This window comes from Flavobacterium sp. (genome assembly GCF_036759525.1).
Lineage (GTDB): Bacteria > Bacteroidota > Bacteroidia > Flavobacteriales > Flavobacteriaceae > Flavobacterium.
In genome coordinates this window covers 39,423-51,175 of sequence record NZ_DAIOUN010000010.1, presented here as the reverse complement: position 1 = coordinate 51,175, position 11,753 = coordinate 39,423, and the positions used below count along the sequence as shown (strand labels likewise).

Sequence of the window (11,753 nt, the reverse complement as noted above, 5' to 3'; positions counted from 1 at the left end):
ACAACTAACTACTTAAAACGGTTACATGCGAGGCATAGGTCAACGATTCACACACATAAGCGGGTGTTCCGGCATAACGCTTTTGCAAGGCCTCCAAATGGGTTAAAGCATAAGACAATTGGGTAGCCAAATGCGAAACATCCGATGGGGTAAAAGTCAAAGATAAAAAATCATCAGGATTAAGCTCAACTACACTTTTAAAACTTCCGTTAATAACCACTTTACCCGAAATCAAGGCATCCAAATACTTCACGTGTACAATCAATTCCGAATAAACGTTTTGCTTATCGGGGCACACGATTACATGGGCTAAATCTTGATAGGTACGCAAATGGGTGTACGGAATTCGACCGATAAAAGTTACCACCGATTCCAATCCGTAATGACGCACCGCTTCCTGACATTCGGCATAGGTAGGTCCATCTCCCACCAAAAGCAATCGCAAATCAGAATGCTCTCGAGAAACAGAAGCAAAAGCGGCAATCAAATCGGGAACACCACCGGTTTTCTTAAAAGCCCCGGCAAACAGCACCACGCGTTGCTGTGGCAGAATCCCCAACTGAGTAACCAATTGCTCTCGCAAAACCAAATCTACCGGACTGTCACAAGCACCCGAACTCAACACATAAGGCAAAATATAATTTTTCTTTACGGAAACGGCCGGATACTGCTGTTCAAAATACTGCTGCATAGCCTTACTCGCAAAAATAAGTCCGTGAGCCTTGGTAAACACTTTACAATCCAATTGATTGGAAACCCAATACTTAATATAAAACCGAATTCGCTGAAGCAAACCGGTGGCCAATTGGGCCTGAAATTTGAACTCCAATGTAGCAACGCCGTGCAAATCATTAACATACCCACGAATCAACCCTTTTTGAAACAACCAATACCCTATGGAATTATCCAAATACTCAAAAAAGTAAACCGAATCAGCGGTTTGATAAGGAGCCATAACGGTCTTAAGTCGCTTGAAAAAACGAGCATACAACAACGTAAAAAGAAAAACGGGCAACAAGCCCAACAAGCCTTGAAAAATGCGTTTATCCTGTCGGGAAAACAAATAAGACAAATACACATGAGATATCGAAGGATGAAAAGCAGCCAACTTCTCAGGTGCTTGTACGTTGGAAATAAAAACCACTTCGTGACCCGATGCAGCCAACTCATTCAAGATTCCCAACATCCGGATAGTACCCCCGCCCTCATGCGAGAAATCATTCATTCCAAAAAAAACAAATCGCATACCTTCTTATTTAAATAAGCCTTTGGCTTTCATTTCAGCTATTGATTGTGAATAGCGGTCTTCCATGACATCCTGAGAAATAACCCAATCCACAAAACGACGAACACCGGTTGCAAAATCAAAACGGGGCTCAAATCCCAATACTTTTTTAATTTTGGTCAAATCGGCATAATTGTGGCGGATATCACCCAAACGGAAATTCCCCGTAACCTGTATGGCTATCGAAGCTCCATAGTAAGATTTCAAAGTTTCGGCTACTTGTAAAACCGGAGTAGCTACCCCGGAACCCACATTAAATACTTCATAGGCTGCAGCATCACTTTCTATCCCCAAAACAGTAGCCTGAACCACATCGTCAATATACACAAAATCACGACTCTCCATCCCGTCTTCAAAGATAGAAATAGAATTGCCGTTGCGAATTTGAGTTGAAAAAATAGACAATATTCCGGTATAAGGATTCTTTAAAGATTGCCCAGGGCCGTATACATTTTGATAGCGAAACGCTACGGCAGGTATAGACAGAGATTTACAGATGTTCAATACCATTTGCTCCTGATTTTGCTTGGTAATACCATACAAAGAAGAAGGATGTATTTTTGATTCTTCATCTGTAGCTTGTAAAGTCAATGCCCCTCCGGAAAACGGACACTTGGGTTCAAAATCACCACGCAACATATCGGCTTCTGCCCGCTCCGTAGGATAAACAAAACCATGCGATTCCGAAAAATACTTCCCTTCGCCATAAATAGCCCGTGAAGAAGCAATCACTACTTTTTCTACGGTATGCGGCTGATTAACCAAATAATCCAGAAAAATTGCCGTTCCGTTGATGTTTACATCTACATACTTCTGAACCTCATACATCGATTGACCCGTTCCGGTTTCTGCAGCCAAATGCACGACAATGTGTTGCCCCTCTAAAGCGGTATACCAATCGGGTGCATGGCGTACATCGCCCTTAATAAATCGAACTTTATCGCGTATCGAAGCATACAAAGTCGAATCCGTTCCGTGTATTTGTTCCGATAAATTATCCAAAACCGTAACAGAGTAACCTTGAGCTACCAATTGAAGAGCCAAATTAGACCCAATAAAACCGGCACCTCCGGTGATAAGTACATTTTTTTTCATAAAACAACTAATTGAAAAGAGAATGAAAAGCTTTTTGATAACTGGCAACACTTTGCTCCAGCGTAAAATACTGCAATCCCGTAGCCCGCAAAGCGGTAGGATCTGCCGTTGACAAGGTTTGCAACCATGCCAATACACCGTCATAATCCGGTGGTGTAAGTTGGGCATCCCAAAGGAAACAATGCGGGGTTTCTCGCAACAAATCCTCCGTATCCCCTATCCCTCGCGAAGCAATTGTGGGCAAACCCATCAACAAATATTCCCCCAATTTTATAGGAGCTACACCTCGCATACTCGGCTTGGGCTCCCGCAAGGCAAAAGCCACTTGTGCCAGAGAAAGATAAGCCGGAACCTCAGCAAAAGGAACACTGCGAATAAGCGTATGCGAAGCCTGCGACGCAGGCGTATGACGGATAGCAAATTCCGTATTTCCGGTTAAAATTAAAAAATAAGCATTCGGTTGCGTTTCCCGATATCGGGCAAAAATAGTCTGCATGGCTTCCCAACCGTACTGAGGCCCCAACGAACCGCAATACACAAAAACAAAAGCATCGGCGGGTATCTCCAAGGCCTTTCGCAAGGACAAAGCCTGCTCCGGTTGCCGACTAAAAAAATGGGCATCCCTACCGTTGTAAACCACATGAAACTTGGAACGATAGGCCTCGCCAAGGGTTTGCAAATGAACAGCTATCGCCGCTTGCGAACGGGTAATCACAACATCTGCCCCCAACAACATCCGCCGCTCCTCGGCCTTAAACCAACGATACGTGCGACTCTGAGGCGACAAGCCCGAAAAATCAACCCGTTCTTCTATAGGCAAGCCATCTGCATCAAACAGAACCTGAAATCCGGTTCGAGGCAGTCGATTGACTAGAATAGCCGGAAACGTACTACGGGGCATCACCACATCAATCTGATGGGTGGCTATATACTGCTTCAAAAAACGATACCCGCGATACAAAGTCAACAACGACCCCAAAGCCGGATGCGGCTTTCGCAATATCGGAAAAGAAGTATAGGCAATCCCTAGAGCATCGGCATGAGCTCGGGTTTCGGCCACGCGATTCGCATCGCCCCATGTAAACTGCAAAACGTGAAAACTCAAACCGCCTTCAGCCTGCAACCGGGCATAAATGGGCATAAACAACCCCTCCATATAGCGGGTTTGAGGACCATCCCAAGTAACAAATAAGAGCTTTTTCATGTAAGGTAACGCAATGGCAAGAGGTAGATTTTACAATAAGGGTCGAAGGGAAAAACGTTTAAATAACATAATTAAAATGGGAGCCTTTTACAAAAGTTGTAAAAGTAGCATCCAAGCGTTTGGGCTTCAATTGAAAGGTATCTTGTATTTTTTGAACCAATACCTGCTCGCCGGGACGATCGGTATTATCTACAAACAAAGCAAATCGTTCTCCTAATATACCCGACAAATGCTTGATATTAGACGAACGACTCATCACGTTCTCAGGTTGCCAGGCACTGGGTCCGTCTATAAGCACCAAATCAAACAAAGCATTTCCCAATTGGGCTTTCAAAGCCACAGGATCAAATTCATACGACTGCGAAATATCCGCACTCTTTTGAGTAGGTAAAGCCACAAAAGTAACATACGATTGCAACCCTTCTTGGGTCAAAATACCTTCTATAATTGCCTGCCATTCGGCACTCTCATCAACCGTAGTAATATGGCCTTCCAAACCATTCATCCGGAACAAACGAGCCAAAATAATAGTAGATATACCGGAACCAAATTCCAAGACCTGACGGCGGGAATTCACCACTACATCATTACACATACAAGCCAAAAACTTCATCTTCAAAGACGAAGTAGTAAAAGGCAAATACGTCCCTTGGTGAAACAACTCATGCAAAAGAAAAGCAGGGATTTCTTCGTTTTTATGGATAAAAATCCGACGGACTATTTTTTCAACTTTTTCTTTAAGCATAACCAAATGGAATTAGAAATTAGTGGGAGTAAACATACTAAAAAAAATGTTAAAACAAAGGAAATAATAACAGTTTACCTCTCTTTTATGGGTTTTGTAAGAGAAGCCAACAAGCCTTCATACAAGGTTACCACATCCCGAACATACCGCTCTTCGGTAAAATGAGCCAAAGCACGTTCTTTTCCGGCAGCCCCCATCCGATTTCGCAAAGCCGAATCAATCACCAAAGCCTTCAAGGCTTCGGCCAATTCGGGTACCGACTGTGGAGGTACCAAAAATCCGGTTTCGTTTTCGGCTACTATAGAAACCATACCCCCAACGCGTGTTGCTACTACAGGCAATTCACACAACATAGCCTCGGCCAAAACCAAACCAAAAGCTTCATAGGCAGAAGCCAATGAAAACACATCAAACGCGTGATAATACAACGCAATATCGTCTTGATAACCGGCAAAGAAAACCGAATCTGAAACGCCCAAATCAGCCGCAAGTTCGGTATAAACCGCTCGTTGTGGGCCATCACCCACCAAAAGCAAAGCTACCGGTAAGGATTGAGCTCGCAGCAGAGCCACAGCCCGAATCAAATCGGAAAAACGCTTGTGACTGTCCAACAACATCCGTCCGGTAGACCCAATAACCACCGTCTGCTCCGCAATCCCGAATGATTCCCGAACCGCCTTACGCTCGGCCACCGATACGGGTCGCGGTACCGCTACACCGTTCATAAGCAAATGTACTTTACGGGCCGGAATGTGCAACTGCTTTTGCAAATAGGCTACAGCAGCCGGAGATACCCCCACTACCGCATCAGACACACGGGCAAACCATCGCATCAAGGTATGCCCTTTCCAACTCCGATTCTGAGGATCGGAAGTTTCTTCAATAACAACTAAAGGCACCCGCTTGAGAAAACCATTCACAGCGGCCAGAGTCACGCCTTCAAAAACCGCCCCATGTACAATATGCGGCTGAAAATCAGCTATAATTTGCTGCACCTTACGGTGCTGTTTCCAATCTAAAGGATGACGTAAAGGCCCAATTTCCAAGACCTCAACCCCATAGGCTCGTATCGAATCGGCCATCGGACCGTGCGTTTGCGTACACACGAGCTTCAGGTCAAAACGCTCGGGATCCAAATACTTCGCCAACGACAACCGACGGCGTTCTACACCTCCGGAGCCAATCGTTTCTTGAATATGTAATACTCTAATGCGTGGGGTTTTCATACAAATGTTCTAAAGTGCGTTGATACTGTTCCGGAGTAAATTTCCCAATGACCGAAGTATAGCCCTTTAGAGCTACCGCTTGGCGTTCTGCAGCGGGCAATCCCATTATATAGGCCAACTTAGCTGTGAGTTCCGGAACATTTTGGGGGTCAAACAACCACCCGGTTTCAGTATCGGTTATAAATTCGGGTACGCCACCTACAGCCGAACACAAACAAGGAACTTGCTGCAATAAGGCTTCAACCACAGCTATACCAAACCCTTCCGAAAGCGAAGGTAATACAAATAAATCGGCTTGAGCCAAATAGGTTTCAGGGGTAGCCGAGAAACCCACAAAGGCAACACGATCGGTCAAACCGTAGGCCGCGACTTCCGCTTCCAAAGCCTGGCGTTCCCGCCCCTCGCCTACCAACAACAACCGAAAAGGTTGTGCCGCCAAGGGTGCCAAAGCCTGAAGCAAAACCGTATGGTTTTTTACGCGTTCCAATCGGCCTACACACACAAGAGTAAAAACAGAAGAAGGCATTTTGGGTAAAACAGCTTGCACCGAAACCGGATTGTAAACTACCACCCCACGAGCCGGCTCCAACTCGCCCAAGGCCACCAAAAACGCGTGAACCGAACGCGATACACACACCACCCGATGAGCCAATCGATACACCCATCGAAATACATACTGAGCCTTGCGGGAATGAGTGGGTAAACCAATCTCTTCTCCTATAATCGTGCGTACACCCGCCAAGCGAGCCGCCAATATCCCATGAAAATTGGCCTCTCCGGCTGCCGTATGCACCACATCGGGCCGCTCTTGCCGAAACCAACGATACAAAACCCAAACATTGGAAAGGGTACTAATTTTTGGATTCCGATTGAAAATACGAACCCGAAAACCCCGAGAACGCAACACACCCTCGGTATGACCGCCATAACCCAAAGCAGCAAATACATACTCGTGTTGCAATCCTTCGGGCGACTCAGTAAACAGCAAATATTTGCGTTCCTGACCTCCAAAATCCAATAGGGTCGTAAGTCGAATTACTTTCATGAGCGGGATATGATTTTGCGTAAAGCCGTTTTAAAATACCGAAGGCCCAAAACCACCAAAACCAAAAAGGAAACAGCAGATAAAAGACCTTTATAGAGCACGGGCAAATCCCGTAACTGATAAACCACCACAGTGAGAACCACAGTGGCCAACAACCAAGCCATAGGATAATACGATACCGTAGCATGGGCTTTGTAATCTTTCAAATAATAACCGGAATACCCCATAAACATCAAACTGAAAAAGGTGGTAACAGCCGCTATCTCAAAACCGTAAAGAGGAATGAGTATAAGGTTGGAAATAATATTCAAAACTCCGGCTACAAAAGTGATACGCCATAAAACTTGTGTCTTTTCATGATAGATTAATTTATCAACGGCTCCAAAATATATAGCACGATAATTATAGGCCATAACAATTAAAATACCCATTGGGTAAGTTGCAGCTAAAGTTGCATTTCGAATTAACAATTGAAACAATTCTTTCATCCATAAACTGGCTGCAAATGTGGCAATAAAAAAGGTAATTTGTAAAACCCAAACTAAACGACGAGCTCCATATTCATCTTTCTTACGATAACTCTCATACAACAAGGGGGAAATAGCAAATCCGGCTACGGTTCCAATAGATTGAAAAAAATTGCCAACCGTATAAGCCGCAGTATATTTTCCAATATCTCCTATGGGGACAGCCAATTTCTGCATCACCAATTTATCTGAGGTGTTAAGTAAAAAGTTAGCATAAAAATGAGGTATGGTGGGAAGTGTTACTTTCAAATACTTTCGGATTCTACGATAAGATACTTTAAAAATAGGCTGGATACGATATTTGAAATAGATAGGATAAACATAAGACAAATTAGTACCCAAAGTGACAAGAAAAATAGACAAAAACCATCCTATATAACCCATTTTAAAATAAGCTATAAAAAGAATATTGAAAACCACCGTCAAAGTTCCAAACACTATAGTACGAAGGGCAATCTGCTGAGGTTTTTGATGAATTTGATAAAAGGTAGAACCAATAGTAGCAGTTGGACCAAATAGAATTCCGGTAAATACACAGAGGAAAATAACCCATAAAGGATTTTCAACCTCTGCCGGCATCAGGGCATAAAGAAAGAGGGATTTGAATAGAACGAATACAAAATTCCAAATTATTAAAAATCCATAAATTTCACGCCAAACCCAGGTAAACCAATTACGATGCTTGTAAAAAGTGTTAATCAAAACAACTCGCAAACCTAAGTAAGCAAAAACTTCAATAGCCGCAATATAAGAAGTAATAACTCCAAAAACTCCGTAATCCAATTCTGTTAAATGAGCCGTAATAAAAGGCAACGAGAATAGCCCGGCTATCTTGGGAATTTGATTTCCAATACCATAAATAAAAGTATGTGAAAAGAGTTTTTTAATCATTTGCAATAGGTTCTAAACCAATATATTTTAAAATCAACTCCTTAGACCTATTGGCATAAGGGGTTCCTATGGTACTGCAATAATAGCGGCAAGCTTCAAAATAGGATGGCGTTTCCGTTATATTTTTCGCCTCCAAACGCTGGGGTATTTCGGGCAAAGTTACAGCTTCGGTTATACCGTTTCGCACAAATCCATACAAATCATAAGCGGCAACACCATCGTCAAAATACAAGGTTTTCACCCCCAACAAAGCGGCTTCCAAAATAATAGACGACTCTCCGGACAACAAAACATCTACCGATTGAATGAACACCTGAGGTCGTTCCAAGCGGGCATTCGAAATGCGAACACCCAAATCAGCCAACGTATCATAAAAACCTTGCGTATTGCCCGGATGGGGTCGCAAAACCACCTCAACCACCGTAGAAGCTTTTCGAATAGCAGCCAATAAAGCTACAATCAATTCCATCGAATAATAGGGCTTCAAACACAAACCCACCGTAAGCGGAGCTCCCGGGGTATAGGTTTTAATCCCCAACAAGCCATCCAAACGGGGAATACCCACCAAATGAATCCTTCGGGACAGTATTCCGAGTTGTTGATAAACATCCAAAGCCTGCTGCCCTTCCAACAAAGCTGTATGCGACAAATGCATCGGAAAAGCTTCCGAAACCGCAGCATGTTGGATGTAATACGTGGGCAACTGCAAATCGCGAGCCGCCAACATCAAAGCCAAAGCTTGCAAATTGTGATCGTTGGTCAAAACCACGCGACTAACGCCACTGGCACGCAACAATTGCGTAAACTGCCGATGAGCCGCCAAAAACAAAGCCATATTCACATACACATGGGTACGATTGAGCACCCCACGTTGGCTTCGGGCATAACCGCGTGTCAAAGCAAAAGCTTTAGGCAAATACCACAAGCCCCAAGCAAATTGATACCGCTCCGAATACAACAAATGGGAATACCCCGTAACGGAGACTTTCGAGCTCACCGCAAACAACAACGACTGCCGTTGCGATTCGGGTAAAAGTTCAAAAACATCAATCACGGCATTCTTCTGATTGAGCGTTTCCAAAAAAACAAAATGCGAATAACCCGATTGGGGCAAACGCAATCCGGGTTGCCGCAACAACCGAAAAAAATGATAGCCTAGCGTACCCAAAGCTTGCAACAAGGGCAAACGATCAAGACCCGGCCGGTACGCATACAAACGCTCGCCCAACCGGATAACATAATACAATCGATAGTAAAACAAATACTTAGCTTGGGAATACATAATCGGTTTTTTCAAGTAATTCATGCAATTGCAACAATTCCAATTCCGAGGCAAACGAAGCTACCGGAAATCCGGTAAGTTCACTAAGGTCTTGCAACGAATGCGTGCCATCACTGTAATTCAACACATACAACAAACGCTTCAAACTGGCACTGCGTTGCGTGGTATCCATCAAAGTGGGATACAACCCCCGTTTCCCCAATTGGGGTTCGCCGTAAGGTTTCAAATTGCGGTAAAAAACATCGGCTTCTATGGTCTGAACCACTTCGTAGAGTAACGTAATATAATCGGCCAAAGCATCAAAATCCATCGCGTCTTTAGCATCAGCCGACGTGTGGTATTCAGGATACTGCCCGTATTGGGTACGCGACAGACATACCATAGGCAAAAGGTATCCGGGCGATCCATACTGACGCTCGTCACTTCCCATAGGAAAATAGGCCTGTTCTACAAATGCTTCACCGCGTTGGGCCAATACAGTGGCTACCCGACGATCAAAATACCCCGGAGTTCTACTGTGTTTAAACGTCACAGGACCTCGATCGCCACAACACGTCAATACAGCTCCGCCCAACAAGGAGCGTTGCAGTTGCGTGCCGCGTTGCGACAAATAGTACAGGGCTCCTATGGTTTCGGGAGCCAAATAAAACCGATAGGTGTACTTCCGTTCGGGTAAAGCTTGAATTTGGCGATACAAAAACGCCAAAGCCAAAATTCCGGACAACTCATTGTTGGCCATGCTCGGGTGGCAACAATAGGACGTAAACAAGACCTCTTGCTCGGAAGTCCCAGGCAATACCGCCTCTCCTACGGTCATAGAACCGTCAAACAAACGAGTGCGAACGACAACTTCATACAAACCCTCTTGAGGCAAAGTCTCCAAAAGCGAATGCGGCAAACAAAAACCCCATCGGGGCGTATAATAGGACGTAACATACGGAATCACCTCGGGAGAATCCGGGCGGGTATGCAAATGAGGCACCAATTCGGCATAAGTTAGTGTCCCTTCAAACGGAATCGAATAGCCAACCAAATGCAAATTGTGGTCATTAAAATCGGCAATTCGCCGCCCATCAGGCGTGAGAATATAAGCTTCGGTAACCTCCCATTCCTGAGGTACGGTCCAATCCAATACGCGAGTCCCCGAAGGCACCTCGGTAAGTGTAAACGGAACCAACTCTTGCAAAATAGCAAAAGTGTCACGTACCCCCGAACCGGTTAAACTCCGATTCAAAGGAAAAAGGCGATCAAAATAAGATTCAAGTTGATTTTTCATGCAATCGTATCGCTTGTTGCACCACAGAGTCCAACAGCTGATTTTGTTCCAATAGGGTTTCTACAAATTCACGAAAGGCTCCTTCACCCCCTTTTTTTTGAGTAACCAAATGCACCCGAGACTGAATATAAGCCGGGGCGTTGGCCGGACAAGCACTAAAGCCCACACGTTCCAACAGCAAGGCATCGTTTATATCGTCACCCATAAAAGCACAGTCGGCCCAAGTAATACCTAAAGTTTCCAACAAGGGTTCTAGGGTTGCCACTTTATTTTTTACCCCTTGATATACATAAGGAATTTGAAGTTTTTCGGCCCTGCGAGCCACAATCTGAGTGGTTTCACCGGTGAGGATAGCCACCGGAATACCGCACAAACGGGCAAACAAAACACCGGCACTGTCGTAGGTATGAAAACGCTTCAACTCGTTTCCGGTTTGATCGTAATACATACTCCCGTCAGTCCAAACGCCATCGATATCGGTTACAATTAACTTGGGTAACATATGGTTAAGGTTTTACAACATAAGACGGTATATAATTGAATCGGGGTTTTTGAATCAATACATTTCGCGAAGCAAAAAATTCATCTACAGCTCGGGTCTCGCCCACAACCGTTCCATAATCATCAAAAACGACAATACCTCCTTTTACAACACGATCCCATAACAATTCCAAAATCAATTTCGAGGGTTCATATACATCAACATCAATATGCAACATCGCTATTTTGAAAGACGGATTTTGAGCCAAATAGGCCGGTAAAGTCTCGGTGATATCGCCGGCTACCAAACTGAAATTCTGAAATCCTTTTTGGGTCAAATGCTGTTCCAACTCTTCTTTACTAATACCATATCCGGCATCCGATTCAAATTTTTCAACAAATTTTCGGTCACTTTCCATTTCCAAAGCATCCGGAAATTTTCCAAACATATCAAATCCGATAACTTTTCGGGAAAAATCCGATTCCAATAAATTTCGAAATGACAAAAAACGAACCATAGAGGCTCCTTTGAAAACGCCAAACTCTAAAACATCACCCGGAAGATTCAAAATCTGATTGTAAATCTCTAAATGATTCAATAATTTTCCAATTCTGCTGGTTTCACAAGTCAAGTAAAATCCATTTTCATAATCCCACTTTTTAGAGGGATCTACCGTGTAATGTTTCATAAGGCAAC

General features: G+C 44.0%; 11 protein-coding genes. All 11 read right to left on the bottom strand.

From position 1 onward, the window contains the following. Positions 1 to 4: 4 nt before the first annotated feature. Positions 5 to 1,246 (bottom strand): glycosyltransferase family 4 protein, encoded by a 1,242-nt coding sequence (locus V7M80_RS08535; RefSeq protein WP_333695461.1) that lies wholly within the window; start codon positions 1,244 to 1,246, stop codon positions 5 to 7. A gap of 6 nt (positions 1,247 to 1,252) precedes the next feature. Next, the gene (locus tag V7M80_RS08530; protein WP_333695460.1) at positions 1,253 to 2,380 is read right to left on the bottom strand and encodes an NAD-dependent epimerase/dehydratase family protein; all 1,128 of its coding nucleotides are present in this window, start codon (positions 2,378 to 2,380) and stop codon (positions 1,253 to 1,255) included. A 7-nt stretch (positions 2,381 to 2,387) separates the two neighbouring features. Further along, on the bottom strand, positions 2,388 to 3,584 hold the full coding sequence (locus V7M80_RS08525) for a glycosyltransferase (protein ID WP_333695459.1): 1,197 nt from the start codon (positions 3,582 to 3,584) through the stop codon (positions 2,388 to 2,390). 58 nt (positions 3,585 to 3,642) lie between these two features. Next, entirely contained in the window at positions 3,643 to 4,329 is a 687-nt protein-coding gene (locus tag V7M80_RS08520; RefSeq protein ID WP_333695458.1) for a class I SAM-dependent methyltransferase, read from the bottom strand. A gap of 74 nt (positions 4,330 to 4,403) precedes the next feature. After that, positions 4,404 to 5,555, bottom strand: coding sequence for a glycosyltransferase (locus V7M80_RS08515; RefSeq protein ID WP_333695457.1), 1,152 nt, complete (start codon positions 5,553 to 5,555; stop codon positions 4,404 to 4,406). Next, the gene (locus tag V7M80_RS08510) at positions 5,536 to 6,600 is read right to left on the bottom strand and encodes a glycosyltransferase (RefSeq protein WP_333695456.1); all 1,065 of its coding nucleotides are present in this window, start codon (positions 6,598 to 6,600) and stop codon (positions 5,536 to 5,538) included. Before V7M80_RS08510 ends, V7M80_RS08515 begins: the two co-directional genes overlap by 20 nt. Then, a complete protein-coding gene (locus V7M80_RS08505) occupies positions 6,597 to 8,018 on the bottom strand; it encodes a lipopolysaccharide biosynthesis protein (protein WP_333695455.1) in 1,422 nt (473 codons plus the stop codon). Before V7M80_RS08505 ends, V7M80_RS08510 begins: the two co-directional genes overlap by 4 nt. Then, complete coding sequence (locus V7M80_RS08500) at positions 8,011 to 9,300, bottom strand: hypothetical protein (protein ID WP_333695454.1); 1,290 nt, start codon at positions 9,298 to 9,300, stop codon at positions 8,011 to 8,013. Before V7M80_RS08500 ends, V7M80_RS08505 begins: the two co-directional genes overlap by 8 nt. Then, positions 9,284 to 10,576 carry a DUF4910 domain-containing protein gene (locus V7M80_RS08495; protein ID WP_333695453.1) on the bottom strand — a complete coding sequence of 431 codons (1,293 nt, stop codon included), beginning with the start codon at positions 10,574 to 10,576 and terminating at the stop codon, positions 9,284 to 9,286. Before V7M80_RS08495 ends, V7M80_RS08500 begins: the two co-directional genes overlap by 17 nt. Then, positions 10,560 to 11,078, bottom strand: a complete 519-nt coding sequence (locus tag V7M80_RS08490; protein WP_333695452.1) for a KdsC family phosphatase — start codon at positions 11,076 to 11,078, stop codon at positions 10,560 to 10,562. The genes V7M80_RS08495 and V7M80_RS08490 overlap by 17 nt, the downstream gene beginning before the upstream one ends. Before the next feature lie 4 nt (positions 11,079 to 11,082). After that, positions 11,083 to 11,745, bottom strand: coding sequence for a TylF/MycF/NovP-related O-methyltransferase (locus V7M80_RS08485; protein ID WP_333695451.1), 663 nt, complete (start codon positions 11,743 to 11,745; stop codon positions 11,083 to 11,085). Positions 11,746 to 11,753: the final 8 nt, after the last annotated feature.

Excerpts from the sequence above, each read along its gene's own strand:
- V7M80_RS08535 (WP_333695461.1), bottom strand. The coding sequence starts at position 1,246 with ATGCGATTTGTTTTTTTTGGAATGAATGATTTCTCGCATGAGGGCGGG.
- V7M80_RS08530 (WP_333695460.1), bottom strand. The coding sequence starts at position 2,380 with ATGAAAAAAAATGTACTTATCACCGGAGGTGCCGGTTTTATTGGGTCT.
- V7M80_RS08525 (WP_333695459.1), bottom strand. The coding sequence starts at position 3,584 with ATGAAAAAGCTCTTATTTGTTACTTGGGATGGTCCTCAAACCCGCTAT.
- V7M80_RS08520 (WP_333695458.1), bottom strand. The coding sequence starts at position 4,329 with ATGCTTAAAGAAAAAGTTGAAAAAATAGTCCGTCGGATTTTTATCCAT.
- V7M80_RS08515 (WP_333695457.1), bottom strand. The coding sequence starts at position 5,555 with ATGAAAACCCCACGCATTAGAGTATTACATATTCAAGAAACGATTGGC.
- V7M80_RS08510 (WP_333695456.1), bottom strand. The coding sequence starts at position 6,600 with ATGAAAGTAATTCGACTTACGACCCTATTGGATTTTGGAGGTCAGGAA.
- V7M80_RS08505 (WP_333695455.1), bottom strand. The coding sequence starts at position 8,018 with ATGATTAAAAAACTCTTTTCACATACTTTTATTTATGGTATTGGAAAT.
- V7M80_RS08500 (WP_333695454.1), bottom strand. The coding sequence starts at position 9,300 with ATGTATTCCCAAGCTAAGTATTTGTTTTACTATCGATTGTATTATGTT.
- V7M80_RS08495 (WP_333695453.1), bottom strand. The coding sequence starts at position 10,576 with ATGAAAAATCAACTTGAATCTTATTTTGATCGCCTTTTTCCTTTGAAT.
- V7M80_RS08490 (WP_333695452.1), bottom strand. The coding sequence starts at position 11,078 with ATGTTACCCAAGTTAATTGTAACCGATATCGATGGCGTTTGGACTGAC.
- V7M80_RS08485 (WP_333695451.1), bottom strand. The coding sequence starts at position 11,745 with ATGAAACATTACACGGTAGATCCCTCTAAAAAGTGGGATTATGAAAAT.